We start from the raw sequence: 26,230 nt of genomic DNA, 5'->3' as shown, positions 1-26,230 counted from the left end.
GGCTATAGCCGGAACTTCGCCTCGGCCAGCCACGTGCGCGAGGGATAGGGGTAGTACACGTAGTAGCGGCGATTGGTGAGGTTGTCGACGCCGACGCTCAGCGTGACGTGCTCGTTCCATTCCCAGCCCACCTTTGCATCGAACACCACGAAGTCGCTCGCACCGCCGAAGGTATCCGGATCGATGTCGCTGTGGTCGAGGGTGTTGTACTGGCGGCCCGAGTAGCGACCGGCGAGCGTGAAGGCGAGCCGGTCGCTGGCGTGCGCGGTAGCGACGACGTTCGTCCGCCAGCGCGGGATCCGGTAGAACTGCTTGCCCTCGGACGACGGGTTGCGATGGTTATGCACCGTCGTCGCCTGCGTGTAGGCGAGGTTGGCCGACAGGTCGAGCCAGGGCGAGAAAACGCCCGCGCCGTCATAACTGGCCTCCGCGCCGCGCGTGCGCACCAGGTCGACGTTCTGCACGTTGGTCACGTTGGGGAACACGGTGGTATCGGTCTGGCTGAACAGCGTGTTGCGCGTGTCGCTGCGAAACACGGTGAACCGGGTGACCCCGTTGTCCCGATACCACTCCGCGGAGAGCTCGCGCGAGAGGTCGTTTTCCGGTTTCAGGTTCGGATCGTTGTTGACCAGGCTGATCCCGTTGAAGGTGCCCTGGAACAGTTCGTTGACGGTCGGGAACCGGTAGGCTCGCGCCGCGGACAGGCGCAGCAGCAGTGAATCCGACGCGGCGTAGGACAGCGACGCTTTCGGCGACGTGTGGGTTTCCTCGCGCTCGGCGTAACCGGTGGTGGCCGTCGCCGTCGCGCGCGAGCCATTGAACGCACGCCACTGCTCGTAACGCGCGCCCGTGGTCAACCGCCAGCGGTCGTCGAGCTGCCACGCATCCTGCACGTACACGGCCTGGGTCTGGGTGCTGCCGCCATTGGCCGCCGTGAGCGCGCCGGCGTCGCCGTTACGCCATCCCGCCAGCGCGTAGGACGCGTTATCGAGGCGGTAGCCGTCGTAGTGGTAGCCAAGGCTGAGCGCATGCGTACCGGCCGCCGTCACCTCGGGCGTGTGGCTGGCGCGCAGGTCGAACGTGCGCCAGCGGCTGCCGTCGCCTGCGGTAAGCAGGCCGGGGCCGTCGTAGCTCACCGCGTTGGCGGTGCGGTCGCGGTTCCTGTCCATGTCGAAGTACGACACATTGCCTTCGACGTTCCATCCGCTGGCGCGATGCGTGCCGAGCGAAAGGCCGTAGAGATAGTTGCGGCTCTGTCGGCTGCTGGGTGCGAAGAAGTTGGCGGGCAAGGTGTACTGGCGACCTTCGATGCTGACGGGGCCGGACCATATCGGGTTACCGCCGGCGTCGCGCAGGAAAGTGTCGGTGCGATGGACCAGGTCCTGCTTCCAGTAACCGATGGTGGCCGCGGCCGTGAGTTCGGGCGTGAAGTCATAGGTGAAGCGCGCGTGCGCCTCGTCCTGGCGGGTCGCCTCCTGGCCTTCGCTGTTGATGCCCAGCACCTCTCGCGGCAGGCCGGTGGTGCCGGTATCGCCGATCGCCCCGGTCACGGGCCGGTTAACACCCGGCGTGGCCGAGCGATTCTGCACCCCGTAGACCAGCGGCTGCCCATTCGATTGCAGGTGCGAGATCCCGATGAGGAAGGCGAACCTGCCGCGGCGGTCGCCCAAGGTCGCGGTCTGCTTGCTGCCACCGTAATCGCGATCCACGCCGTAGGTATGCACGTGCTGGGTGAACGCTTGCACGTCGGCCGTGGCTTCGAGCTTGTCCGGCATCCGCGTGGTCATGAGCACCGTGGCGCCAATGCTGTTGCCCGGGTAGAGCGCGGAATAGGCGCCGTAGACGACGTCGATGCGATCCAGGTTGTCGGCGAAGGCCATGGACCAGCGCGGCGGGTTGGCCCAGTTGTTGCCGAGCAGGTTGGAGAGCAGCAGGCCATCGAGGTAGACCAGCCCGCGCGCGCTTTGCTGGTTGCTGGTGCCACGCACGGAGAAGGTGGCGTTTTCGTCGCCGACGAATCGCTTGCGGATGCCGAAGGCTGGCAGGTACTTCAGCGCATCCTCGGTATTGACGATGTTGAGACGGGCGAGCTTCGCCGGGGTGATCGTTTCCACGGCGGCGGGCATGTCCGGGTCGACGGCGGTGCCGTGGCTGGTGGCGGAGACGCGCACTTCGCGCAGGTCGGTGGTGCGCGGCGGCGGCTGGTCGTCGGCATGCGCGCGGCACGCGCATGCGGCCAGGGTGCAGGCGATGGCGCGCGCGAGCACGCGTCCCTCGATGGCAAGGAAAGGCATGGGCAGGATTCCGGAGGTCATGGTCTTGCGTCGTATTCGACGGGCGATCAGGCGTCTGCCAGGACCGGTGGACCTCGGGGATGGACGTGGATCGTGGTGCCCGGGACGAAGGTGCGATCGCCGGCCGGCCGAGAGGCGAGGGCATCGCCGGGCCAGGGCACGTGGCCCACATGGAAGCTGGCGGCGAGGCCGGGCAGCTGGGCGTACAGCGTGCAGTAGCCGCAGGCATCGTCGTCGCCCTGCATCGCCGTGCCATGGGGATGGCCTTCGGCGGGAGCGCACCATGCACCGAGGTCGGGGAAGGCGAAGGCGGTGACGCGCGAGACCGTCGGCGCAAGCACGGCGAGCCAGACGGCGACCAGCGCCATCCATCCCAACCACCGCTGTGAAACCAGCCCACGACGCACGCGCGCGTCCCCTTGATGAAAACCCCGGACCCGGGTCCAGACATCATGGCACGACGTGCGCCGGGCGGGATGCGGCACGGTGTCGCCCCGGCCTGCGCGCTCACGCCCGCTCGGCGCGGACCGGGTCGGGAAGCGGCGGCACGGCGGCCGGGTTGTCGAGCACGGGCGGCTCGCGCAGGCAGAGCACGACCAGCACCGCGGCCGTGCCGATGCAGGCGGCCAGCAGGAACCCATCGAGGATCGACAGCGTGTACGCCTGGCCGCGGACGGCCGCGGTCAGCAGCCCCGCGCCACGCGCCTCGGCGGTGCCGGCGCCCTGGCTGAGGTTACCGACCACGCCGGCATAGTCGGCGATGCGCGCACTCGTCTCCGGCGAGCCGGCCTGTACGTGCTGGCCGATCAGGTTGGAATGCCATTGCTCGGCCTTGCGCGTGAACATGATCAGCAACGAGGTGCCCAGCTCGCCGCCGAACAGTCGCGCGGTCTGGATCAGCGCACCGAAGGTGATGCCGTCGGCCGGGCCTACGTGGTGGGCGAAAAAATAAATCACCGCTGTCAGCTCCAGTGTTTCGCCAATGGCCTGCAGCAGCAGGGCGAAGCGGAAGTCGCCCTCCGCCCACTCCGAGGTGATCCCGGTGGAAAGCAGGAATCCCGCCGATGCGACGGCGAAGCCCACCCCGATCGCAAACCGCGCATCGATCCGGTTGAGCAACCACGCCACGGTCGGTGCGATGACCAGCTGCGGCAGCGCCACCCAGAGCAAGGCGTTGCCGACGTCGAGCGGGCGCAGCCCACGTACCTGGATCAGGAAATTGGCGACCAGCGTGTTGCTCGATGTCACCAGGAAGCGCGTGGCGGTGATCAGCACGATGCACAGGAACACATTGCGCCGGATCAACAGGCCGAAATCCACGCTGGGTGCGGGCAGCGTCGTTTCATGCAGCAGGAACAGGCCCAGCAGGATGAAGCCGGCGGCGAGCAGGCCGATGACCAGGTGCGACGAGAACCAGTCGAGCCGGTCGCCCTGGTCCAGCGCGACGAAGACCAGGGTAAAGGCGATGCCGCCGACCAGCATGCCGCGGAAATCGCCGCCACGCAGGTATTCGTGGTCGATCGGGATACGCCGCAGGCCGAACCAGTAGAGGACGAACAACGGCATCGCCACCAGCGTGTTCTGCCAGAAGATCCAGTGCCATGTCGCGTGCTCGACGTACCAGCCTTCGAGCGAACTGGCGACGTTGAGGCCGAGGATGATGTTCATCGCGTACGCCCCCAGGCCCCATGGCCAGAGGTTGCGCGGCAGGCTGAGCAGGATGAACGATGCGGTGAGTGGGATGAACGTCCCCGAGCCGAGGCCGGCCAGGCACTGCAGCACGACCAGCGAACGCAGGTCCGGCGCGAAGGGGATGAGCAGCTCGGCCAGGCCGTAGACGACGCAACCCACCAGCAGCACGCGGCGCGGGCTGAATGCCCGGCCGAGGAAGATCGCGAGGGGCCCGATGAACATCTGCGACGCCGAGAACGCCGTGGGGATCCATGCCCCCTCGTCAAAGCCTGCGCTGACCGCGCCACGCACGTCGGCCAGCCCGATGGAGGTGAGCCGCGAGGTGAGGGTGGTGGCGACGGCACCGACCAGCACGGCGACGATGCCCAGCCACGGCAGGCTGGCAGGCGGCGCTGGCGCGGCCGTTGCGGCTGGGCTGGCCACCGCGTTCATGGACCCACCGATGCGTTCGTACCGACCGGGCGTGGAACCGGGTCGCCTTCTTTCCAGCCGCCACCCAGCGTCTTGATCAACGAAATCGCGGTGAGCAGGCGTTGCTGGTCGTTGGCGATCGCCGCACGCTGGCTCGCGAGCGCCTGGCGGTCCGAGTCGACGACTTCGAAATAGCCGGCAAGGCCGCGGTCGTATCGTGAGCGGGAAACCTTTGCCGCCGCCGTGGCCGCATCGACCGTGGCATCCAGCGCCGCGCCGCGTTCGCGCAGCCATGCGCCGTCGCCGAGCGCGTCCTGCACTTCGCGGAACGCGACGATGCCGTCCTGGCGCCAGCGTGCCTCGGCGCCGCGATAGGCCGCCTGCGCCGCCTCCAGGTTGGCCTGGTTGCGACCGCCTTCGAAGATCGGCAGGTGGACCGACGGGCCGATCGACCAGAGCCGGCTGTTACGGGAGGTGAGGTCGCCCAGCCCGTTGCTGGCGAAGCCGCCGGCCGCGGTCAGCTGCACGGACGGGAAGAACGCGGTGCGGGCGACGCCGATGCGTGCGCTCGCCGCCGCCAGCGCGCGCTCGTCGGCGGCGACGTCCGGGCGCCGGGTGAGCAGGCTGGAAGGAAGGCCCGGCGGTACCTCGGGCACGGTCGGTGCCCACGCCTCCGCGGCAATATGGAAGTCGGGTGCGTCGCGCGCCTCGAGCACGGCCAGTGCATTTTCCAGGTTGTCGCGGTGGCGGTGCGCATCGGCGAGATCGGCGCGGGTCTGGGCAAGGTCGGCGCGGGCGCGCAGCACGTCGAGGTCACCGACGACGCCCGCATGGGCGCGGCGGTCGGCCAGCGATAGCGCGTCTTCGCGCAGCGCGACGGTGCGTGCCAGTACGTCGATGTCGCGGTCGGTGCTGCGCAACGACAGGTAGGTCGATGCCGTCGCAGCCGCGAGGCTCAGGCGCAGTGCCGCGATCGTGTCCGCATTGCTTTCCACGTCGGCACGGGCGGCCTCCACGCTGCGTCGTACGCGACCCCACAGGTCGACTTCGTATGCCACGTCCACCGGCACGTTGTAGAGCGTGGTCTCGAGCACCGGCAACGCGTTCGACACGGTGCCGGGAGTGCGCGCACGCGCGTACGCCGGGTCGAGCGACACCTGGGGGAATTCGGCGGCGCGCGCCACGCCAAGCAGCGCGCGACTCTGGTCGTAGCGGGCAAGGGCCCCGGCAAGGTCCTGGTTCGCGGCGAGCGTGGCCTGCACATGCCGGTCGAGTTCATCGTCGCCGAACAGCGTCCACCACGCGTCGGGAAGGGTCGTAGTGCCGGTGCCCGTGCCCGCGTCGGCGTGCTGCCAGGCCGGTGGCGCCGGTCGGGCAGGGCGCTGGTAGTCGGCCCCGAGCACGCAGCCGCCCAGCGCCAGCGCGGTAGCTGCGAGCAGGCCGAGCGCGACAGCGGCGCGCGCAAGGCTCACTTGCCTGGCTCCGCACGGATCTTCACGATCGTCGACAGGCCCGGCGGCAAGCGATCGCGATAGCGATGCAGGTCGTCGGCGTCGAACAGGATCTTCACCGGCACCCGCTGGACCACCTTGGTGAAGTTACCCGTGGCGTTGTCGGGCGGCAGCAGGGCGAACTGCGAACCGGAGGCCGGCGAAATGCTGTCGACGTGGCCGATGAAGGTGATGTCGGGAAGCGCATCGACGGTGAGCCGTGCACGCGTGCCGCGGGTCATCCCGTGCAGTTGGGTCTCCTTGAAGTTGGCCACCACCCAGACCTCGTCGGACACGACCGAGAGCAGGGTCTGCCCGGCGGTGACCCTTGCGCCCACTTCCACCGTACGCCGGCCCACGTAGCCACCGACCGGCGCCAGCACTTTGGTGTAGCCGTACGCCAGTTGCGCATCGTGCAGCGCCGCCTGGCCGGTAGCCACCTGGGCCTCGGCCGCCACCACGGACGACTCCGCCGCGACCTTGCGCGCCTCCGCGCTGGCCTTGTTCGCCTTCGCGGAATCCGAGGCGGCCCGGGCGGCGTCGTATTCCTGCTTCGAGATGCCGCGCGGGGTTTCGTTGACCAGCTCGCTGGCGCGGGTGAGGTCGAACCCGGTCTTCCTTACGTTCGCGTCGGCGGCGACGATCGCCGCGTTCGCCTCGGCGATCGAGGCCTTCGCGCTGGCGACCTGGCTCTGTGCGCGATCGATCTCCGCCTTCGCCTGTTCCACGCGCACGTCGAAATCGCGGGTGTCGAGCTCCAGCAGCACCTCGCCGGCCTTCACGTGCTGGTTGTCGTTGACGTACAGGGCGACCACGGTGCCGGTGACGCGCGGCGCCACGGGATGGATGCGTCCGGTGACATAGGCGTCGGTGGTCACCTCGGTGCGGTCGAGCCAGGCGAACAGCAACACCGCCAGGGTGCCCAGGACCAGCAGGCCGCCGATGATGCGCAAGGCGTGTTTCATGGAAGCTGTCCCAGGTTCGGTCCGGCCAAGCTGCCACTGCCGGGGTGGGCTGGATTGGCGATCCTTGACCGCATCCACGCCGCGGTTTCCGTGCCCTGTCGCCGCCGCGTATAGTCGCTTTCGACCCTCCTGCCGGAAACGACCCCCATGCGCTTTCGCCTGCTCGTCGCGACGCTGCTGCTCGCCGGCGCCACCGGTGCCTCGGCCGCCGACCTGGTGGTTTCGGCAGCCTCCAGCCTGACCGATGCCTTCCAGGCCGTGGGCAAGGCTTACGAAGCGAAACACCCCGGTACCCATGTCGTGCTGAACTTCGCCGCTTCGGACGTTTTGCTGCGCCAGATCGCAAGCGGCGCACCCGCCGATGTGTTCGCGTCCGCCGACGAAACGGCCATGGACAAGGCGGTCGCGGCTAAGGCGATCGATCCGGCCACGCGCAGGGATTTCGCGGCAAACCGGCTGGTGCTGGTGGTGCCGGCGGACAGCAAGGCCGCCATCGCCAGCGCCGCCGACCTGAAGGCGGCCAGCGTGAAGCGCGTCGCCTACGGCGATCCGGCCTCGGTGCCGGTCGGCCGCTACACGAAAGCCGCACTGGAACAGCAGGGCCTGTGGGACGCCGTGTCGGCCAAGGGCGTGCTGGCGCAGAACGTGCGCCAGGGCCTCGATTACGTCGCGCGGGGCGAGGTCGATGCCGGCTTCGTATTCGCCACCGACGCCGCGGTGATGAAGGACAAGGTGAAGGTCGCCGCCACCGTCGCGACGCCGAAACCGATCACCTACCCGATGGCCGTGGTGGCGGGCTCGAAGCAGCCCGCCGAGGCCGCCGCGTTCGAGGCATTCGTGCAGTCGGGCGAAGGGCGCGCGATCCTCGCCGGTTTCGGTTTCGAAGCACCCTGAGCGCCGCGTGGATGCTGCCTGGATCCCGCTGCTGCTTACGCTGAAGGTTGCCCTGTGGGCGACCGCGATCAACCTCGTGCTGGGCGTGGCCGTGGCCTACGGGCTGTCGCGCTGGCGCTCGCATGCCCGCGAGGTGGTCGACTCGATCCTGACCCTGCCGCTGGTGCTGCCACCCACCGTGCTCGGTTACTACCTGCTGGTCCTGCTGGGCCGTCGCGGCGTCTTCGGCGGGTGGCTGGACCGGCTCGGCATCGAGCTGGTCTTCACCTGGCAGGGCGCGGTGATCGCTTCCACCCTGGTCGCCTTCCCGCTGGTGCAGAAGGCGGCGCGTGCGGCCTTCGAGGCGGTCGACCCGCACTATGAATCCGCGGCGCGCGTGCTCGGCCTGCGCGAGGCGGCCGTGTTCTTCCGCGTCTCGTTGCCGCTGGCCGCACGCGGCATCACGGCAGGGGCGTTGCTCGCCTTCGCCCGGGCGATGGGTGAGTTCGGCGCCACGCTGATGATCGCGGGCAACCTGCCCGGGCGCACCCAGACCCTTTCCGTCGCGATCTACGCCGCGGTCCAGGCCGGCGATGACCGCACTGCCGCCGTGATGGTCGGGGTCGTCTCGGTGACCTGCGTGCTCGCCCTGCTGCTCGCCGGCTGGCTGGCGCCGGACCACCTGCGCCGGAGTCGCCCGTGAGCGTCGACGTCGCCATCCGCAAATCGCTGCGCGACGACCAGCGCCAGTTCGAGCTCGACGTGGCGTTCGCCTCCGACGCGCGGCGGATCGTCCTGTTCGGCGCCTCGGGTGCCGGCAAGAGCCTCACCCTGCGCGCGATGGCCGGGTTGCTCGTGCCCGACGCGGGTCATGTCCGCGTCGATGGCGATCGGCTTTACGACTCGGCGGCCGGCGTGGCCTTGCCACCGCGCGAGCGTGGCGTCGCCTACGTCTTCCAGGACTACGCGCTGTTCCCGCACCTCACGGTCGCGCAGAACGTCGGCTTCGGCCTGGCCCGCGGCTGGCTCAACCCGCGCCGCCGCCAGCGCGACTCGCGCGTTTCGCAGTGGCTGGACCTGTTCGAGCTGGGTGGCGTCGCCGACAGTTATCCCGCGCGCATTTCCGGTGGGCAGCGCCAGCGCGTGGCACTGGCCCGCGCCCTGGTCGCGGAGCCGCGCCTGCTCCTGCTCGACGAGCCCTTCGCCGCGCTGGACCCGGCCCTGCGCACGCGCATGCGCGCGGAACTGCTGGCCCTGCAGCAACGCCTGGACCTGCAACTGCTCCTGATCACCCACGACCCCGCCGACGTCGACGCCCTGCAAGGCCACACCATCGAGATTCGCGACGGGCGCGTGGTGGCATGAGCGTGCAACGAACCCGGCCCGGTCGTCCGCTATCATCCACCTCCCCCCGAGACCGCACGGACGTTCCCTTGCGCGACACCCGCCCGACCGGCAAGGGCAAGGCCCTGGCCATCCGCGCCCTGAAATACGCCATCACGCTGGCCATCATCGGCGCGGCGGCGTTCCTGTTGCATCGCTATATCGCGAAGATGGCGTGGCACGACGTGCGCGATGCGCTTGGCCGCATTCCGCACTGGCATGTCATCGGCTCGATCGGTGCCGCGATGGTCAGCTGGGCATGCCTCACGGCGTACGACGTGTTCGCGGTGGAGACTGTCGTACCCGGCAAGGTGTCGATGAAGATGAAGATCTTCTCCGGTGCCACGACGCACGCCATCTGCAATGCCCTCGGTTTCCACGCCATCACCGGCACGGCGATCCGTTACCGCATGCTGTCGCGGCAGGGCGTGGGCGCGCCCGACGTGGCGCGCGTGGTCGGCCTGGTCGGCTTTGCCGTGGCGATGGGTTTTGCCGCGGTCACCGCCATCGCGCTTATGCTCGAGCCATCGATCGCCAACGGCTGGGGCCGCTGGGTCGGTGCTGCGCTGGTGGTGGCCTTTGTCCTGCTGCTGCGCTGGCTCGCGGGCAAACACGATGAGCTGAAGGTGTGGAAGTTCACGACGCCGGTGCCCTCGGCACGCTCGGCCGGCGCGCAGATTGCCATCGGCATCGTCGAGATGATCGCCGCGATCGCAACGATGTACCTGCTGTTGCCCACCGACATCGCCGGGAGCTTCCTCGACTTTGCGCCGATCTACGTCGGTGCGATCCTCGCCGGCATCGTCAGCAACACTCCCGGTGGCATCGGCGCCTTCGAAGCGCTCACCCTCGCCGCGTTTCCGCAGGAACAACGAGCGCAGGTGCTTGCGGCGCTGCTCGCCTACCGGGTCATCTACGGCTTCGGGCCGTTCATCCTCGCGTCGATCGCGCTGGGCATCTTCGAGATCCGCCATCGCGTACGCAAGGTGGCACGATGAGGCCGCGCCTCTTCTGTTTCGTCGCAGTGGCCGTCGTGGCCATCGCGGGCTGTGCGTCCCCGCATGCGCGTCGCACCGACGTGCTGTTCTGGAACCAGGCGCAGCGCGAAGTGAATTTCCGCCACATGGATGCGCAGTACGCGAGCAACGTCGTGCGCCATGGCGTGGCCCATGCGCTGCCGCAGGGCGCGCCGCTGGAGCCGCGCTTCGCCGATGGGAGCACGCTCGACGCCTACATGGCCGCACACCACGTGGCGGGGATCATGGTGCTGCAGGATGGCAAGCTGCGCCTGGAACGGCATGGCCTGGGCACCGATGCACACACGCGCTGGACGTCGTTCTCGGTAGCCAAGTCGTTCACGTCGACGCTGGTGGGCGCGGCGCTGCGCGACGGCGCGATCCACTCGCTGGACGACAGGGTCACGCGCTACATCCCGGAACTGGCGGCGGGAGCGTACCGCGACGTCACCGTGCGACAGCTGCTGTCGATGACCTCGGGCGTGCGCTGGAACGAGGACTACGTCGATCCACGATCGGATGTCGCACGGATGTACGAGGGCCGTCGCGAAGCGGGCGTGCCCCTGCTGGTGACCTACATGGCGCCCTTGCCGCGCGAGTTCCCGCCGGGCGAACGCTGGGTCTACAAGACCGGCGAAACCGACCTGATCGGCATCCTCGTCACGCGGGCGACGGGCAAGACGCTGGCCGCCTATCTGTCCGAGAAAATCTGGCGGCCCTACGGCATGGCGGATGATGCGCTGTGGCTGAAGGACGAGGTCGATGGCACCGAGGCCGGTGGCTCGGGCGTGTCCGCCACGCTGGGCGACTACGCCCGGCTGGGCCAGTTCCTGCTCGACGGCGGCATCGCTGGTGGCAAGCCGGTGCTGGCCGATGGATGGCTCGCGGAAGCGACGCGCACGCAGGCCGACATCGGCGTGCCGGGACGCGGTTACGGCTACCAGTGGTGGACGTGGGCCGACGGCTCCTACGCCGGGCTGGGCATCTTCGGCCAGTTGCTGCACGTCGATCCGAAACGGCACCTGGTCATCGTGCAGCTCGCGGCCTGGCCGGTGGCGACGGACGATGCGCAGGCGAAGGCCCGCGGCGACTTCGTGCGCGCCGTGGAACGGGCGGTGGACGAAACGCCGTGAGGCGCTCGTGGGGCGAGCGCGCCTGCGCGCCGATGGCGCTAGAATTTGGCCACCCCCACCTCCGGCTTCCCCGCCATGCCCTTATCCTGGAACGAACTGACCTGCACGCCTGACCAAGAAGCCATCGATGCACTCGCCGAATCGTGGCGCTGGTGCATCGGCGACGCGTTCACGCCGCTGTTGTTCACCGCGCTGGGCGACATGTTCTACGAGGCCGACGAAGGCGGCGTGTTCTGGCTGAACACCGGCACGGGCGAAGTGGAGCGCGTGGCCGACAACGTCGAGGGCTTCAACCAGCTGTTGCGCGAAGAGATCGCCGACGAGTGGCTGCTGCCGCCGCTGGTCGAAGCGCTGGTCGACGCGGGAAAGGTATGCCGCGCGGGCGAGTGCTACACCTACGTCACGCTGCCGGTGTTCGCCGAAGGCGAATACACCGTCGAGAACTTCAACCCGGTGCCCGCGCGCGAACACTTCGAGCTCACCGGCGCGATGCTGCAGCAATTGCAGGACCTGCCCGACGGCACCAACGTCAACATCGACATCACCCACTGAGCCCTGCCAGGCTCAGGGCGTGCAGGCCGCCGCCCGTGCCTGGAGCAGGACACGCTCCCGTTCATTGCGGGTCATCCCGGCGGCCAGCAGGAAGGCTGCGCGCGCGGGTTCCATGCGGCCCAGGCGGAACAGCAGGTCGCCGCGCACGCTGGGTAGCAGGTGGTAATCCTTCAGCGTCGGCTCGTCGGCCAGCGCATCGACGATGGCAAGGGCGGGCGCCGGCCCTTCGGCCATCGATACCGCCACGGCGCGATTGAGCTCGACCACCGGCGACGGCATCACTTCCACCAGCTCGGCGTACAGGGCCGCGATACGTGCCCAGTCGGTTTCCGCACCGCGTGGCGCGCGGGCGTGGCAGGCGGCGATGGCGGCTTGCAGCGCATAGGGGCCGTGCGTTCCGCCCAGCCGCCCGGCACGCTCCAGCGCCTTCAGCCCACGCCCGATCAGCAGGCGGTCCCAGCGGCCGCGGTCCTGGTCCATCAGCAGGATCGGTTCGCCATCCGGCCGTGTGCGCGCGCCGGCCCGCGATGCCTGGATTTCCATCAGGGCGACCAGGCCGTGGACTTCGGCCTCGCGCGGCATCAGCTCGGCGAGGATGCGGCCCAGCCGCAAGGCTTCGTCGCACAGCGCGGGACGCATCCAGTCGGTGCCGGCGGTGGCGGCATAGCCTTCGTTGAAGACCAGGTAGACCACGCGCAGCACCGCCGCGAGGCGCTCCCTGAGGGCATCGCCGCGCGGCACCTCGTAAACCACCGTCTCGGCCGCCAGCGTACGTTTCGCACGGACGATGCGTTGGGCAACGGTGGCCTCGGGCACGAGGAAGGCGCGGGCGATCTCGTCCGTCGACAGGCCGCCGAGCAGGCGCAGGGTCAGCGCCACCTGGGCTTCGACCGAGAGCGCCGGATGGCAGGCGGTGAAGATCAGGCGGAGCACGTCGTCGCCGATATCGTCGTCGAGCAGGTCGACCAGGGCGTCGTCGGCGGATTCGAGCAGGCCTTCCATGTCCTTGCCCAGCGCTTCCAGCTTGCGTCCGGCCATGCGTTCCCGGCGGATGCGATCCACCGCCCGGTGCTTCGCCGCCTGGGTCAGCCAGGCCCCTGGGTTACGCGGTACGCCTTCGGCGGGCCACTGCTCCAGTGCCGAGACGAGTGCGTCCTGGGCGAGCTCTTCGGCAAGGTCGAGGTCGCGGACCATGCGCGCGATGGTCGCGATGATCCGGGGCGATTCGATCTTCCAGATCGCATCGATGGCGCGATGGGTGGGGTCGGTCATGGTGACGGATGACAGCATCCGCCACCATGCCGTGCAAGGCGCGCCGCCGCATCAGCCCAGCGGCGTGAGCAGTTCCTGCATGCCGTACAGCGGACGGATTTCGAGCCGCGCCTCGTCGCCATCCGGGAAGGGATAGGTACGCGCCCACGCGATCACGTCCGCGATGCTGTCCACGCGCAGCACCCAGAATCCGGCGACCATCTCTTTGATCTCGGCGAACGGTCCGTCGAACACATGGGGATGGCCCCTGGTAAAACGCACCCGCCGTGCGTGCTGGCTGGAGGACAGGCCATTGCCCGCGATGAGGTAGCCCGCCTCGTGCCCGGCACGGTTGGCCTCGGCCATCCTGCCGAGGATGTCCGGGCCGGGATTCCAGTCCGTTTCGCTGCGTGCATTGGCCTTCAGCATCACGATGTAGCGCGGGCGTTGCGAGTCGTCCTCGGCCGGGTCGCCGAAGTTGGTCAGTCCACCCGGGCAACCGATCGGGCGGATTTCGATCTCCGCATGCCCATCGGCATCGATGGCTGGCCAGCGCTTTACCCAGTCGACCGCATCGTCCATCGATTCGGCTTCGATGATGCTGAAGCCGGCTACCAGCTCTTTCGCCTCGGCAAACGGACCGTCGACCACCACCGGCTCGCGTCCCGCCGTGAAACTCACCCGCACGCCGTCGCGGCTCGGCTTGAGACCTTCGCCCGCGAGGAACCGGCCCTCCGCGGCCAGTTCGTCGCAGTACTCGGCCATGGCGTCGACCAGTTCGCGGGTGACCGGTGCGCCGGCCTCGGTGTCGCTATCCGCCTTGCGGACGATCAGGAATCGCATGCGTGCCTCCTCACGGGCCCTTTTTTTCGCCGCCGTTGAACATCCAGTTCACGCCATACCTGTCGACCAGCATGCCGAAGCGCTCGGCCCAGAAGGTCTCGCCGATCGGCATGCCGATTTCCCGGGCGCCTTCGGCCAGGGCATGGAACGCCTTCTCGGCTTCCGCGCCGGTGTCGAAGCCCAGCGCCACCGAAAAGCCGTGCATGCCGGGGTGAGCGAAGCTGGGCGGCGTGTCCGAGCCCATCAGGATCTCGCCGTTCACGTCGAGGCGGGCGTGCATGATCTTGTCGGCCAGCGCGACCATATCGGCCGGCGTCGGGCTCTCGCAACCTTCCGGCGGCGCGCTGCCCTCGGGCTGCGGCGGCATGTCCTTGTAGCGGCTGATCATGATGATCTTGCCGCCGAGCGCCTTCGCATAGAAATTGAAGGCTTCTTCGCAGTTGTCCTTGAAATGCAGGTAGGGCTGGATCTTCATCGTGGCGTCCTTCGTTGCGGATGGGGTGGGTGATCGCTTTCCGGGATGGAGCGAGGCGCTCAGGCTCGGCTGGCCATGTCGGCGCGAAGGCGTTCTTCCTGCTCACGGGCTTCGGGCGTCAGCTCGGCACCGAAGTCTTCCATGTCGAAGACCTGGCGGATCTCGATCTCCGAGGTGCCGCCCTCGAACGGATTGGGTGCCCGCTTCACCCATTCGATGGCCTCGTCCAGCGAGCGCACCTGGAAAAGCCAGAAGCCGGCGATCAGTTCGCGGGTTTCCGTGAAGGGGCCATCGATGACTTCGCGGCGGTCGCCCGAGAAGCGCACCCTCGCGCCGTTGCGGCTCGGATGCAAGCCCTCGCCGGCGAGCATGACGCCCGCCCTGACCAGCTCTTCGTTGTAGTTGCCCATCGCCGTCAGCAGGGCCTCGGAGGGCATCTCGCCGGCCTCGGAGGCCGCGGTCGCCCTGACCATCACCATGAATCGCATGTCTCGTCTCCTCGCAGGTGGCCGGGACGATTCCCGGCTTTCAGGGGGACGTCGAATGGCGTTCGCGGAAATCGACACGGTCGGTTTGCGGAATCGGACGGGCTGCCGCCTCGAAGAAGCAGAAGACGCCGTCTTCGGCAAAAACCACCTGTGCGGTGCCGCCGGCCTGGGTGGCCAGCACGCGCTCGATGAAGCGGGTACCGAAGCCACGCACCGCGGGCGTGGCCACGGCCGGTCCCCCGGTCTCCTTCCATTCGATCCGCAGCGCCTTGCGCGTGGCCACGTATGACCAGTGCAGGCGCACGCGGCCCGCGGGAACGGACAAGGCGCCGTACTTGATCGCATTGGTCAGCAGCTCGTGCAGGGCCATGGCCACCGACACGGCGCTTTCCGGCGTGAGCATCAGGGCGGGGCCGGCGAGGCTGACCCGGCTGCCATCGGGATCGTGGGGTGCGACCGTGGTATCGACGACGCTGCGCAGCGGCACGTCTTCCCAGCCGCGGCCCAGCAACAGATCGTGGGCGCCACCGAGCGCAACCAGCCGGCTCTGGAACAGGGCCAGCGATTCCGACGCCGGTCGCTCCTCGCGGAAGCTCTGCACCGCCATGGCCTGGACCACCGCCAGGGTGTTTTTCACCCGGTGGTTCAGCTCGTTGATCAGGATCCGCTGGGCGCGCTGGGCATCGCGATGGATGGTGACGTCGACGCAACTGCCCCAGTAGCCGGCGAACCTGCCCTCGCGGTGGAACGGCGTGCCCTGCTCGAGGATCCAGCGATATTCGCCGTCGTGGCGGCGCAGGCGATACTCCATCGAATAGGGCTTGCGCGCTTCGAAGGCGTCGAGCCAGACAGCCACGCAGGCCTCGCGATCTTCGCGGTGGACGCCACTGACCCAGCCCTCGTCGACTTCTTCCTGCATGCCACGCCCGGTGAAGGCCAGCCACGCCGGGTTGAACCAGTCGCTGCGCTTGTCCGTGCCGGCGCGCCAGATCATGGCCGGCGCGAACTCCGCCAGTTCGCGGAACTCGCGGTCGGACGTGGCGACGGCCCGTTCAAAAGGACTCGCGGCGTGTTCGCTCATCGTTGGTCACCCTGCAAGAAGCCGGCTCACGATACCCCAACCCACGGCGCCACGGCATGCCATCGCGCCGGGTCGTGAGGCCCGTCACGAGTCGGTCATGACGTAAGCGTTTTCAGATTCTTCGTATTGATTCCGCCATCTGCCTGCAGGCCGCCCGACATCGGTCGCGGATATGTCAGAATCCAGCCGCCAGCGCGACAGGGGTCGCGCGCAGGCTATGTCCGGGGCCATCCGCTAGCCACGCCGCGCTTCCTGCGCGGAGCCAGCGTGCGCCCACGGATCCCGGCGGCCACCGCCACCCTGGCAAAGGAACGGAACGGAACATGGATCTCCTGCGCTTCATCGCGATGCTTCCCGTGCGCCTGCTGCGCGGCCTGGGCTGGTTGCTCGGCTTCCTGCTGCGCCCGCTGTTCGGCAACGTAGCCTGGTCGGCTCCGGCGTGGGTTCCCGCCACGGGCCGGGCGGCACGCCAGCATCCGCTGAAGTTCACCGGCAGCATCGCTGGCGCGCTCGCGCTGGTCGCCGCAGGCTGGTTCGGCTGGCACTGGTGGGTGAATCGACCGAAGGCCGTGGAGCCCAACCTGATCACCCTGTCGGTGGTCGCGCCTTCCGTAACCGATTACACAACGGTGCCGGCCGAGATCCATCCGCTGCTCGTCCGTTTCTCGGGGTCGGCCGCGCGGATCGAAGCGCTGGGCAAGCCGGTGACCGACGGCATCGCGATGGAACCGAAGCTGGGTGGCCAGTGGAAGTGGAGCGGCGACCACACCCTGGTGTTTACGCCAGCCTCGGACTGGCCGGTCGGGCGCAAGGTCGACGTGCGCTTCGACAAGGCGAAGGTGTTCGCGCCGCAGGCGCGGCTCGCCGACGACCATGTCGCCTTCGAGACGGCGCCGTTCACGGCGCGCGTCGTCAATGGCGAGTTCTACCAGGACCCGCAGGATCCGACCCGCAAGAAGACCATCATCCAGGTCGGTTTCAATTATCCGGTCGATGCGGCGGACTTCGAAAAGCGCATCGCGCTGGACCTGCGCGAACGCGATGCGAAGCATGGCGACGACCTGAAGTTCAGCGTGACCTACGACGAGCACCGCCTGAATGCCTTCGTCCATTCGCAGCCGCTGCAATTGCCGCGCGACGATGGCTCGGTAGGCCTGAAGCTGGCCGACGGCGTGCACAGCAGCCGCGGTGGCGACGGCACCGACAAGGCGTTGGAAACCACGGTGCGCGTGCCGGGCCTCTACAGCCTCAAGCTCGACGACGTGCAGGCGACGCTCGTCGACAACGCACGCTTCGAGCCCGAGCAGGTCGTGGTGATGCAGTTCAGCGGCGCGGTCAGCGACAACGACCTGGCGAAGCGCGTGCACGTCTGGGTGGTGCCGAAGGATTCGAAACTGGATGCGGTGGACCAGATCGGCGACGCCGAGCTGCGCACGCTGAAGGCGATCAAGCCCGAGGTGGTGCCGACGGAAAACGACTGGGCCGAGTCGCAAAGCTTCAAGTACCACGCGCAGCCGGGCGACCGCCTGTACGTTCGCGTCGACAAGGGCATGGCGTCGTTCGGCGGTTACGTCATGCCGACCGCGCGTGCCGACCTGTTGACCGTGCCTGACTACCCGCGCCTGCTTCGCTTCATGTCGGAAGGCTCGCTGCTGTCGCTGACCGGTGACCGCCGCGTGTCGGTGGTCTCGCGCAACATGCCGGGCATGCGCGTCGAAGTCGGCCGCGTGCTGCCGGAACAGCTGCAGCACCTGGTGTCGATGAACGAAGGCACGTTCGCGAAGCCGCAGATGTATGGCCTGTCGACCGACGACATCGCCGAGCGCTTCGTGAAGAAGCTGCCGATCGCCGACGAAGGCCCGGGCAAGGCCCACTACGAAGGCTTCGACCTTGGCCAGTACCTCGCCAGCGGCAAGCGCGGCGTGTTCCTGCTCAAGCTGGCCGGCTACGATCCGCAACACGAGAAGGAACTGCGCGAGCAGGCGATGCAGGCCGCTCGCGAAGCGGCGCAGCGCGAGGCCGGCGGCGACCCGGATGCGGCCGCCGCGCAGGCGGGTGAGCGTTTCGACCGCAGCACGCCGTCCTTGCCGTACGACTGGCCCAGCGACGAGCGCCTGGTCGTCATCACCGACCTGGGCGTCATCTCGAAGCGCTCGGCGGATGGCAGTCGCGACGTCTTCGTGCAGTCGATCCATGGCGGCCAGCCGGTATCCGGCGCGTCGGTCGCGGTGATCGCGAAGAACGGCACGACCCTGCTCACGCAGGCCACGGGCGCGGACGGTCGCGCGCATTTCGCGGGCCTGGATGGCTTTACCCAGGACAAGCAGCCAGCGATGTTCGTCGTCCGGCAGGGTGACGACCTCTCGTTCCTGCCCGTGGCGGCGCACGACCGCGAGCTGGACTTCTCCCGCTTCGACGTCGGCGGCGATGCCAATCCGCAGAGCGAAGGCCGGCTGTCCGGCTACCTGTTCTCCGACCGTGGCATCTACCGTCCCGGCGACCTGTTCCACATCGGCATCATCGTGCGCGCCAGCAGCTGGACGCGCAGCGTGGCCGGCATACCGCTGGTCGCACAGATCGTCGATCCGCGCGGCACGACGGTTCGCCAGCAAGCGGTATCGATGGATGCGGCCGGGTTCGCCGAGCTGGACTACACCACGGCGGAGACATCGCCCACCGGCAACTGGACGGTGAACCTGTACATCGCGAAGGACGGCAAGCCGTACTCGCAGATTGGCGACACCACGGTGCAGGTCAAGGAATTCCAGCCCGACCGCATGAAGGTATCGGCGAAGCTGTCGACCGCGGTGGCGGAAGGCTGGGTGAAGCCCGCGCAGCTGAAGGCCGTCGTCGACGTGCAGAACCTGTTCGGCACGCCGGCCGCCGGTCGCCGCGTGGAGGGCTCTTTGACCCTTCGCCCGGCCTTCCCGTCGTTCCCCAGTTACAAGGACTACCACTTCTACGACATCCGCCGCGCCAAGGACGGGTTCGAAGAGAAGCTCGCCGACGGCAAGACCGACGACAAGGGCCACGCCGAGTTCGCGCTCGACCTGTCGCGTTATGCCGATGCGACCTACCAGCTGTATTTCCTGGCCAAGGCCTATGAGGCCGAAGGTGGCCGCAGCGTCGCCGCCGCGACGCAGGGCATGGTCTCGTCGAACGACTGGCTGGTCGGCTACCGGGCGCCGGATAACCTCGACTACGTGTCGCGCGACGCCGAGCGCAAGGTCAACCTGGTCGCCATCAACCCCGAAGCGAAGCGCATCGACCTGCCCGGCCTGAAGCAGGCGGTCGTCGAGACGCGCTATGTCTCGGTCCTGACCAAACAGGACTCAGGCGTCTACAAATACGAATCCAAGGCGCGCGAGACGACCCTGTCCGAAACGCCGCTGACGATCCCGGCGGCTGGCGTCGACGTGGCGCTGCCCACGGACAAGCCGGGTAACTTCGCCCTCGTGGTGAAGAACGCGGATGGCAAGGAAGTGAACCGCGTAGCCTGGTCCGTTGCCGGCGAAGGCAACGTGTCGCGCTCGCTGGAGCGCAATGCCGAGCTGCAGCTGACCCTGTCGAAGAAGGACTACGCCCCGGGCGAGGCCGTCGACATCGCGATCCGCGCGCCCTACGCCGGTAGCGGCCTCATCACCATCGAGCGTGACAAGGTATACGCGCACGCCTGGTTCCATGCCGACACCACCAGCTCCGTGCAGCACATCACCGTGCCGGCGGGCTTCGAAGGCAACGGCTACATCAACGTGCAATACGTACGCGATCCGTCGTCGGACGAGATCTTCATGAGCCCGCTGTCGTTCGGCGTCGTGCCGTTCTCGGTGAACATGGACGCGCGCCGTGCCAGCCTGAAGGTCGAGGCGCCTGCGCTGGTCAAGCCGGGCGACGAGGTCACGTTCCATGTCACCTCGACCGCACCGACGCGTGCGGTGGTGTTCGCGGTGGACGAAGGCATCCTGCAGGTCGCCCGCTACAAACTGGGCGATCCACTCGAGTACTTCTTCCGCAAGCGCATGCTGGAGGTCTCCACGGCGCAGATCCTCGACCTGATCATTCCCGACTTCACCAAGCTGACGGCGCTGTCGGCGCCGGGCGGCGATGCGGAAGGTGCGATCGGTCGGCAGCTGAATCCGTTCCGGCGCAAGCAGGACAAGCCCGTGGCCTACTGGTCGGGCATCGTCGACATCGACGGCTCGCGCGATCTCAGCTGGAAGGTACCGGACTACTTCAACGGCAAGCTGCGGGTGATGGCGGTCGCGGTATCGTCCGAGCGCGTCGGTACCTACGAAGGCGCGACCACCGTCCGTGGTGACTTCGTGCTGTCGCCGAACGTGCCGACCACGCTGGCGCCGGGTGACGAGGCCGAGGTGAGCGTGGGCGTCGCCAACAACCTCACCGGTCTCGGTGGCAAGACCGTGCCGGTCGCGGTGACCCTGAAGGTGGGGCCGCAGCTGCAGGTGGTCGGCGAGGCGACGAAGACGCTCGACCTCGGCGAGATGCGCGAAGGTGCCGTGACCTTCCGCGTGCGCGCCACCGACAAGCTGGGCTCGGCCCATCTTGCCTTCAGCGCGGGGGCGAACGGCAAGTCGGCGAAGCAGGGCCTGGATCTCTCCGTCCGCCCGGCCTCGCCGTTCCGCACCGAGCTCGCGTTCGGCCATGTTGACGCACACGCACGCAGCGACGTGCAGGGCCTGCGCGACATGCACGACGCCTACGCGCGCCGGGATGCCGCGTTCTCCAGCGTGCCGGTCGTGCTGGCGCGTGGCCTTGCCGCCTACCTGGTGGATTTCCCGCACTACTGCACCGAGCAGGTGATCAGTGCCGCGATGCCGGCGCTGATCCTTGGCTCGCGCCCGGAGTTCGGCGACGTGAAGCCCGCACGCATGCCGGGCGACGCCGCGGCGCCGGCGGATCCGGTGGCCGCGCTGTTCGACACGCTGCGCGCCCGGCAGAACGGGCAGGGCGGTTTCGGCCTGTGGACGGCGACGCCGGATACCAGTGCGTTCGCCACCGACTATGCCGTGCATTACCTGCTCGAAGCGGGCGACCGCGGGGTGGCCGTGCCACGCGACATGCTCGACGCGGCGAACAAGGCGTTGCGCCAGATCGCCGCGGACGACAGCGGTGACGGCATCGCCGACATGCGCGAGCGCGCCTACGCGATCTACCTGCTGACCCGCCAGGGCACCGTCACCACCAACGACCTGGCCTCGCTGCAGCGTCGCCTGCAGGACACCTACGCGACCACGTGGAAGAACGACGTCGCCGCGGCGTGGCTGGCATCGTCGTATCGCCTGCTGCACCAGGACAAGGTCGCCAGCGACCTGATGGCCGGCCCGCGCAAGCTGCTGACGCGCAAGCCGGCGGACGAGGCGTACGAGTACGCGGACTACTACGATCCGGGCATCCGCGATGCCACCGTGCTGTACCTGTTGGCGAAGCACTTCCCGGAGATGGCGAAGGACCTGCCCCCGTCGGTAGTCGATACCCTGGTGCGCCCGCTGGGCAAGGGCCACTACAACACCCTGTCGTCCAGCATGGTCATCCTTGCGCTGGATGCGTGGGCGAAGGACGGCGGCACCCCGTCGAAGCTTTCGATCGGTTCGGTGGCGAAGGACGGTGCGGTGACATCGATCGGTGCCGCGCACGGCGTGCTGCTGTCGGCGACCTTCCCGGCCACCGCGCAGCGCCTGCGCCTGGTCAACGACAGTGACGCCACCGCCTGGTATGGCGTGGCCCAGGCCGGCTTCGACCGCGTGCCTTCCGCGCAGGTGCGCAAGGATGGACTGGAAATCACTCGCAGCTACACCGACACCAAGGGCAACCCGGTCACGACGGTCGGCGTGGGCGACGAGGTGGACGTCCATGTACGCATCCGCGCGACGACGGGCGACGGCGTGCCGGACATTGCCATCACCGACCTGCTGCCGGGTGGCTTCGAACCCGCGCTGGATACCTCGGCACCGGCTACGCCAGACGACCAGGCCGCCGCCTCGACGGACGAAGCAACCTCGGATTCCGACGCGAACGAGTCGGACGAAGGCACGGAAGGCGACGCGAACGGCGACGGTGCCGACGCTGCTGACGGGGACGCCGATGCCGACGCTACGCCGGCCTGGCACTCGCCGATCGGTAACCCCGAGTCGACCTGGAAGCCTGAGTACGCCGACGTTCGCGAGGATCGCGTGGTCGTCTACGGCTTCGCCTCCAGCGACGTGCAGGAATTCATCTACCGGATCAAGGCCACCAACGCCGGCAAGTTCATGATCCCGCCGGCGCAGGTGGAGTCGCTGTACGACCGTGGCAAGCAGGCCACCGCACCGGGTGGCGGTTCCATCACGGTGGAAGCGAAGCCGTGACGTGAGGCGATGGCTTGCGCGTCTCCGCTGGCCGCGCTGGCACAACGCCCTTGTGGCGTTGTTGCTGGTCGCGGCCGTGCCGGTGGCTTGCCGGTGGTGGCCGCATGATCCGCTGCGTGCGTCGTTGCCGTCGTCGACCGCCGTGTACGACGCGCGCGGGCAACTGCTCCGGCTGACCCTGGCCAGCGACGACCGCTACCGCCTGTGGGTGCCGCTGGAAGACATTTCGCCCGCGCTGGTCGATGGCGTGCTGCTCCACGAAGACCGCTGGTTCCGCTGGCACCCGGGTGTCTCGGCATGGGGACTGGCGCGTGGCGCGTGGGTGACCTACGTGCGCGGCGGCAACCCGCAGGGTGGTTCCACGCTGACCATGCAGCTCGCGCGCCTGCTCTGGCACCTGGACACGCGTAGCCCGCGTGGCAAGGTTGTCCAGGTGCTGCGCGCCGTCCAGCTCGAGTTGCAGTACTCCAAGCACGACATCCTCGAGGCCTACCTCAACGCGGCGCCATATGGCCGCAACGTGGAGGGCGCCGGTGCGGCGAGCCTCGCCTACTTCGGCAAGCCACCCGCGCGGCTCAGCCTGCCCGAGGCATTGACCCTTGCAGTGATCCCGCAGGAGCCGGCGCGCGGCCTGCCGGGCAATGCGAACGGCGTGGGCGTGATCGACAAGGCGCTGAAGGCGTCGCGCGACCGCCTGTACGAACGTTGGGTGGCACGGCATCCGGCGGACAGCGCCTCGCATGCACTGTTCGACCTTCCGCTGCGGCTGCGCCCGCTATCGCGCCTGCCGTTCGAAGCGCCGCACTTCGTCGAACAGGTGCTCGCCGAGAGGCGGCTGGACGGCAATGACGAGATGCGCGTCACCACGACGCTCGACCTCGGTCTGCAGCATAGCCTCGAGCGACAGGTGCGCCGGTACATCACCCATGCCAGCGCCCGCGGCATTCGCAACGCCGCCGCCGTGTTGATCGATACCCGCGACATGGGCGTCAAGGCGATGGTGGGCTCCGCCGACTATTTCGACGCGTCGATCCTTGGCCAGGTCAACGGTACCCAGGCCAAACGATCGCCGGGCTCGACCCTGAAGCCCTTCATCTACGCGCTCGGCTTCGACCAGGGCGTGCTGCATCCCGAGACCGTGCTGCGCGACGTGCCATCGGCGTTCGGCCCGTACACGCCGGAGAACTTCGACGGTCGCTTCCTTGGGCCGGTGACGGCGACGCAGGCGCTCGTGCGCAGCCGCAACATCCCCGCCGTGCAGGTGGCCTCGCGCCTGTCCAGCCCAAGCCTCTACCAGTTCCTGCGCGATGCCGGCATTTCGCGCATGCAGACCGAGCAACACTACGGCCTGGCCCTCGTGCTGGGCGGGGGTGAAGTCACGATGCAGGAGCTGGCCGGGCTCTACGCCATGCTGGCGAACCGTGGCGAACTGCGCCCCCTGCGCACGCTGGCAACGCAGCCACGCACGCAGGGCACGCGCCTGCTAAGCGAAGAAGCCAGCTTCATGGTGATGGACATGCTGCGGCAGAACCCACGCCCGGACGATGTTGTCGCGGCGCAGCCCTCGCGGCTGCCGGTGTACTGGAAGACGGGAACGTCGTGGGGTTTCCGCGATGCGTGGACGGCTGGTGCGTTCGGCCCGTACGTGCTGGTCGTCTGGATCGGTAATTTCGACGGCGCAGGCAACCCGGCGTTCGTCGGCGTCGACGCGGCGGCACCGCTGTTCTTCCGCATCGCCGACGCCTTGCGCGCGGAGCGGCCGGGCATGGTCGAGCCGATCCACCGCAACCCGCCGAACCTGCGCCGGGTGCCGATCTGCCTGGCCAGCGGCGACCTGCCCAACGCGTGGTGCCCCCAGGTCGGTCGCACGTGGTTCATCCCCGGCAAGTCGCCGATCCGGGTCAGCACCGTGCACCGGCCGGTGGTGATCGACAACCGCAGCGGCAAGCCGGCGTGTCCGCCCTACGACAGCGCGACGACGCACGTGCAGGTGTACGAGTACTGGCCGTCCGACCTCGCGCGGGTGTTTGCCCAGGCAGGCATGCCACGGCGCGCGCCGCCGCCGTTGCCTGACTGCCAGGGCGGTGGCCAGCCGGCCGGGGATGCACCGCAGATCACCTCGCCACTGAAGGGCAGCACCTACCAGGTGCGCGTCGCCCGGCTGGGCACCGAGCAGATCGCCTTCACCGCCACCACCGATGCCAGCGTGCACACGCTGTACTGGTTCGTCGACGACGCCTACGTCGGCAACGTGGCCGCCGGCCAGCCGCTGATGTGGAAACCCGAGCGCGCCGGCCGCGTGCTCGTCCGCGTCGTCGACGACCGCGGCGCCTCAGACGCCCGCCCGCTCGCCATCGCCCCACTCCCGTAAAATCCCGCCCGACCCACCATCCCCCTACCCCTGTAGGAGCGCGCCCGCGCGCGATCACCCCCAACTCCCACCTCCCAAACCCCTCCCACAATTTAGGCAAATCCACGCCCCCACGCGCCCATCGCTGGGCGTATTCGGCACCCACCATTCAGCGCCCCGCATCCGCGACGATAAATATCCCCTGAGGATCCAATCGAGGGGACAACCATGGCATTCGACATTTTCGCTGGGCTGCGCACCCTGGCCGGCGCAGGGCGTTCGGATGTGCGCGGCAGGATGGACGCCCTCAACCGGACCCAGGCCGTGATCGAGTTCGCCCTCGACGGCACCATCCTTTCGGCGAACCAGAACTTCCTCGACGCCATGGGTTACTCGCTGCGCGACATCGCCGGCAAGCACCACCGCCTTTTCGTCGACCCGGCCGATGCCGAATCCGCCGAGTACGCCGCGTTCTGGCAACGCCTTGGCGCGGGTGAACCCGACGTCGGCCTGTATCGACGCCTCGGCGCCGGCGGTCGCGAGGTCTGGATCCAGGCCAGCTACAACCCTGTGCTCGACCGCCGCGGCCGCCCCGTGCGCGTGGTGAAGTTCGCCACCGACGTGACCGAGCAGCGGCTGCGCGCCGCCGACATGGAAGGCCGCCTGGCCGCCATCGACAAGGCACAGGCCGTGATCAGCTTCACCCTGGATGGCCACATCCTCGACGCCAACGACAATTTCCTCGACACCATGGGGTACTCGCGCGACGAAGTGGTCGGGCAACACCACCGCATGTTCGTCGACCGCGCCGAACGCGAGGGTCCCGAGTACTGCGCGTTCTGGCAAAAGCTCGGCCGGGGCGAATACGACTCGGGCCTGTACCACCGGGTGGACCGGCGCGGCCGCGAAGTGTGGATCCAGGGCAGCTACAACCCGATCCTCGACATGGCCGGGCGACCGTTCAAGGTCGTCAAGTACGCGACCGACGTCACCTGCCAGACCCGCGCGGCGCGGACGCTGCATGCATCGCTCACCGAGCTTGCCGACACCGTGCCGGCGATTGCCGAACAGGCACGTGTCACCAACGCGCTGGCCACCCAGGCCAGCCGTTCCGCCGCCGACGGCGGTGCCATGGTCGACGCCGTGATCGCGACCATGAGTGCGATTCAGGACGGTGCCCGCGACATTGCCGAGATCGTCAGCCTGATCGATTCCATCGCCTTCCAGACCAACATCCTCGCCCTCAACGCCTCGATCGAGGCCGCGCGCTCTGGCGTGCATGGCAAGGGCTTCGCCGTGGTCGCCCAGGAGGTGCGTAGCCTCTCCCAGCGCAGCGCGCATTCCGCGCGTGACATCCGCAACCTGATCGAAAGCACGCTGGAGCGGGTCCGCGAAGGTAGCGAGCGCAGCGGCGAAGCGGGCGAAGCCATGCGCAACATCCTCGGCTCGGTCTCGACCCTGCTGGACCGTGTCTCCGACGTGGCCCAGGCGACCCACACCCAGGCTGGCGGCATCGACAACGTCCGCCGCGCCGTCGCCGAACTTGCCTGACCACCCCGCAGACGCGC

Annotated in this window: 19 protein-coding genes; 9 read left to right on the top strand and 10 right to left on the bottom strand. The window is 68.5% G+C overall.

The window, feature by feature from the left end:
- Positions 1–2 precede the first annotated feature (2 nt).
- From KPL74_16900 to KPL74_16880, 5 genes are all read right to left on the bottom strand, one after another.
- The gene (locus tag KPL74_16900) at positions 3–2,294 is read right to left on the bottom strand and encodes a TonB-dependent receptor (GenBank protein ID QWT19411.1); all 2,292 of its coding nucleotides are present in this window, start codon (positions 2,292–2,294) and stop codon (positions 3–5) included.
- Between the two features lie 47 nt (positions 2,295–2,341).
- Positions 2,342–2,662, bottom strand: a complete 321-nt coding sequence (locus tag KPL74_16895) for a DUF2946 family protein (GenBank protein QWT19410.1) — start codon at positions 2,660–2,662, stop codon at positions 2,342–2,344.
- A 139-nt stretch (positions 2,663–2,801) separates the two neighbouring features.
- Positions 2,802–4,418, bottom strand: coding sequence for an MFS transporter (locus KPL74_16890; GenBank protein ID QWT19409.1), 1,617 nt, complete (start codon positions 4,416–4,418; stop codon positions 2,802–2,804).
- Entirely contained in the window at positions 4,415–5,869 is a 1,455-nt protein-coding gene (locus KPL74_16885) for an efflux transporter outer membrane subunit (protein ID QWT19408.1), read from the bottom strand. Before KPL74_16885 ends, KPL74_16890 begins: the two co-directional genes overlap by 4 nt.
- A complete protein-coding gene (locus KPL74_16880) occupies positions 5,866–6,852 on the bottom strand; it encodes an HlyD family secretion protein (GenBank protein QWT19407.1) in 987 nt (328 codons plus the stop codon). Before KPL74_16880 ends, KPL74_16885 begins: the two co-directional genes overlap by 4 nt.
- Before the next feature lie 147 nt (positions 6,853–6,999).
- Here KPL74_16880 and modA point away from each other — a divergent pair, with 147 nt between their 5' ends.
- The 6 genes from modA (at position 7,000) to KPL74_16850 (ending at position 11,809) form a co-directional block, all read left to right on the top strand.
- Positions 7,000–7,746, top strand: coding sequence for a molybdate ABC transporter substrate-binding protein (modA, locus tag KPL74_16875; protein QWT19406.1), 747 nt, complete (start codon positions 7,000–7,002; stop codon positions 7,744–7,746).
- A 7-nt stretch (positions 7,747–7,753) separates the two neighbouring features.
- Positions 7,754–8,428 carry a molybdate ABC transporter permease subunit gene (gene modB, locus KPL74_16870; GenBank protein ID QWT19405.1) on the top strand — a complete coding sequence of 225 codons (675 nt, stop codon included), beginning with the start codon at positions 7,754–7,756 and terminating at the stop codon, positions 8,426–8,428.
- Positions 8,425–9,090, top strand: coding sequence for an ATP-binding cassette domain-containing protein (locus tag KPL74_16865; protein QWT19404.1), 666 nt, complete (start codon positions 8,425–8,427; stop codon positions 9,088–9,090). The genes modB and KPL74_16865 overlap by 4 nt, the downstream gene beginning before the upstream one ends.
- Positions 9,091–9,158: 68 nt before the next feature.
- Positions 9,159–10,106, top strand: coding sequence for a flippase-like domain-containing protein (locus tag KPL74_16860; GenBank protein ID QWT19403.1), 948 nt, complete (start codon positions 9,159–9,161; stop codon positions 10,104–10,106).
- Positions 10,103–11,257: a beta-lactamase family protein gene (locus tag KPL74_16855; GenBank protein QWT19402.1), complete on the top strand. Its 1,155-nt coding sequence runs from the start codon at positions 10,103–10,105 to the stop codon at positions 11,255–11,257. Before KPL74_16860 ends, KPL74_16855 begins: the two co-directional genes overlap by 4 nt.
- Positions 11,258–11,332: 75 nt before the next feature.
- Entirely contained in the window at positions 11,333–11,809 is a 477-nt protein-coding gene (locus KPL74_16850) for a DUF1851 domain-containing protein (protein QWT19401.1), read from the top strand.
- A 12-nt stretch (positions 11,810–11,821) separates the two neighbouring features.
- On the opposite strand, the gene KPL74_16845 is transcribed toward KPL74_16850, so the two are convergent.
- Genes KPL74_16845 through KPL74_16825 form a run of 5 tightly spaced genes read right to left on the bottom strand, consistent with a single transcriptional unit; the run spans position 11,822 to position 15,947 of the window.
- Positions 11,822–13,081, bottom strand: coding sequence for an RNA polymerase sigma factor (locus tag KPL74_16845; protein QWT22635.1), 1,260 nt, complete (start codon positions 13,079–13,081; stop codon positions 11,822–11,824).
- A 51-nt stretch (positions 13,082–13,132) separates the two neighbouring features.
- A complete protein-coding gene (locus tag KPL74_16840) occupies positions 13,133–13,903 on the bottom strand; it encodes a hypothetical protein (protein ID QWT19400.1) in 771 nt (256 codons plus the stop codon).
- Positions 13,904–13,913: 10 nt separating this feature from the next.
- Positions 13,914–14,378, bottom strand: coding sequence for a VOC family protein (locus tag KPL74_16835; GenBank protein ID QWT19399.1), 465 nt, complete (start codon positions 14,376–14,378; stop codon positions 13,914–13,916).
- Positions 14,379–14,437: 59 nt separating this feature from the next.
- The gene (locus KPL74_16830; GenBank protein ID QWT19398.1) at positions 14,438–14,866 is read right to left on the bottom strand and encodes a YciI family protein; all 429 of its coding nucleotides are present in this window, start codon (positions 14,864–14,866) and stop codon (positions 14,438–14,440) included.
- 40 nt (positions 14,867–14,906) lie between these two features.
- Positions 14,907–15,947, bottom strand: a complete 1,041-nt coding sequence (locus tag KPL74_16825) for a PAS domain-containing protein (protein ID QWT19397.1) — start codon at positions 15,945–15,947, stop codon at positions 14,907–14,909.
- A gap of 323 nt (positions 15,948–16,270) precedes the next feature.
- Here KPL74_16825 and KPL74_16820 point away from each other — a divergent pair, with 323 nt between their 5' ends.
- From KPL74_16820 to KPL74_16810, 3 genes are all read left to right on the top strand, one after another.
- On the top strand, positions 16,271–22,312 hold the full coding sequence (locus KPL74_16820) for an alpha-2-macroglobulin family protein (GenBank protein ID QWT19396.1): 6,042 nt from the start codon (positions 16,271–16,273) through the stop codon (positions 22,310–22,312).
- Position 22,313: 1 nt separating this feature from the next.
- Complete coding sequence (gene pbpC / locus KPL74_16815) at positions 22,314–24,683, top strand: penicillin-binding protein 1C (protein ID QWT19395.1); 2,370 nt, start codon at positions 22,314–22,316, stop codon at positions 24,681–24,683.
- Between the two features lie 207 nt (positions 24,684–24,890).
- Positions 24,891–26,213 carry a PAS domain S-box protein gene (locus tag KPL74_16810; GenBank protein ID QWT19394.1) on the top strand — a complete coding sequence of 441 codons (1,323 nt, stop codon included), beginning with the start codon at positions 24,891–24,893 and terminating at the stop codon, positions 26,211–26,213.
- Positions 26,214–26,230: the final 17 nt, after the last annotated feature.

The organism is Bacillus sp. NP157, from assembly GCA_018889975.1.
GTDB lineage: Bacteria > Pseudomonadota > Gammaproteobacteria > Xanthomonadales > Rhodanobacteraceae > Luteibacter.
Note: the sequence above shows the minus strand (reverse complement) of the source record. Positions and strands in the feature narration are given on the sequence as shown.

Coding starts and splice junctions, on each gene's coding strand:
- KPL74_16835 (QWT19399.1), bottom strand. CDS start 14,378: ATGAAGATCCAGCCCTACCTGCATTTCAAGGACAACTGCGAAGAAGCC.
- KPL74_16890 (QWT19409.1), bottom strand. CDS start 4,418: ATGAACGCGGTGGCCAGCCCAGCCGCAACGGCCGCGCCAGCGCCGCCT.
- KPL74_16900 (QWT19411.1), bottom strand. CDS start 2,294: ATGCCTTTCCTTGCCATCGAGGGACGCGTGCTCGCGCGCGCCATCGCC.
- modA (QWT19406.1), top strand. CDS start 7,000: ATGCGCTTTCGCCTGCTCGTCGCGACGCTGCTGCTCGCCGGCGCCACC.
- KPL74_16840 (QWT19400.1), bottom strand. CDS start 13,903: ATGCGATTCCTGATCGTCCGCAAGGCGGATAGCGACACCGAGGCCGGC.
- KPL74_16845 (QWT22635.1), bottom strand. CDS start 13,081: ATGACCGACCCCACCCATCGCGCCATCGATGCGATCTGGAAGATCGAA.
- KPL74_16810 (QWT19394.1), top strand. CDS start 24,891: ATGGCATTCGACATTTTCGCTGGGCTGCGCACCCTGGCCGGCGCAGGG.
- KPL74_16855 (QWT19402.1), top strand. CDS start 10,103: ATGAGGCCGCGCCTCTTCTGTTTCGTCGCAGTGGCCGTCGTGGCCATC.
- KPL74_16895 (QWT19410.1), bottom strand. CDS start 2,662: ATGGCGCTGGTCGCCGTCTGGCTCGCCGTGCTTGCGCCGACGGTCTCG.
- KPL74_16850 (QWT19401.1), top strand. CDS start 11,333: ATGCCCTTATCCTGGAACGAACTGACCTGCACGCCTGACCAAGAAGCC.
- KPL74_16820 (QWT19396.1), top strand. CDS start 16,271: ATGGATCTCCTGCGCTTCATCGCGATGCTTCCCGTGCGCCTGCTGCGC.
- KPL74_16880 (QWT19407.1), bottom strand. CDS start 6,852: ATGAAACACGCCTTGCGCATCATCGGCGGCCTGCTGGTCCTGGGCACC.
- KPL74_16825 (QWT19397.1), bottom strand. CDS start 15,947: ATGAGCGAACACGCCGCGAGTCCTTTTGAACGGGCCGTCGCCACGTCC.
- KPL74_16830 (QWT19398.1), bottom strand. CDS start 14,866: ATGCGATTCATGGTGATGGTCAGGGCGACCGCGGCCTCCGAGGCCGGC.